Below are 653 nucleotides of genomic sequence, written 5' to 3' on the forward strand. Positions count from 1 at the left end.
GGAGTGGGAACGGCTTGCGCCCTTGCTTCCGGATACCGATCCGCAGCGCGGTGGGCGGTGGCGTGATCACCGTCAGGTGATCAACGGGATCTTGTGGCGGACGGATAACGGGGCGAAGTGGCGGGAGGTCCCGGAGCGGTACGGGCCTTGGGAGACCTGCTATTCGCGGTTCGCGCGGTGGCAGAAGCAGGGGATGTGGGACGCAATTGAGCGCCATCTGCAGGCCCGCGCCGATGAGCGTGGTGAGCTGGACTGGAACGGCCAGATCGATTCGAGTGTGGTGCGGGCGCATCAGTGTGCCGCGGGGGCGTTAAAAGGGGACTGAGCGCGGCGGAATCGCAGGCAGCCCAAGGGCTGGGTCGCTCGCGAGGAGGACTGACTACCAAACTGCATCTGCTGGGTGAGGGACACGGCCGGCCGCTGGCGAAAGAGGTCACACCGGGGCAGGCCGCGGACTACAAGCAGGTGGTGCCGCTGCTGGAGAAGGTGTCGGTGGCCCGGCCCGGTCGGGGCCGGCCGCGGAAGCGGCTGGCCCATCTGACCGCGGACAAGGCTTACAGCGTGCGTGCGGTCCGCAGGACGCTGCGGGTGCGGAAGATCCCGCACACAATTCCGGAGCGCAAGGACCACAAAGCCAACCGGGCCCGGCGCGG

The 653-nt window shown here is 68.3% G+C and carries 2 protein-coding genes; both read left to right on the forward strand.

What is annotated here, in order from left to right; genetic code table 11:
• The coding region (locus OP04_RS48105; RefSeq protein ID WP_157241403.1) for an IS5 family transposase at positions 1-325 on the forward strand (325 nt) is incomplete at its 5' end.
• The coding region (locus OP04_RS54410) for a transposase (protein WP_198154333.1) at positions 295-653 on the forward strand (359 nt) is incomplete at its 3' end. The genes OP04_RS48105 and OP04_RS54410, both read left to right, overlap by 31 nt.

Origin of the sequence: Catenuloplanes japonicus, assembly GCF_000717135.1 — a bacterium.
Taxonomy (GTDB): Bacteria; Actinomycetota; Actinomycetes; order Mycobacteriales; family Micromonosporaceae; genus Catenuloplanes; species Catenuloplanes japonicus.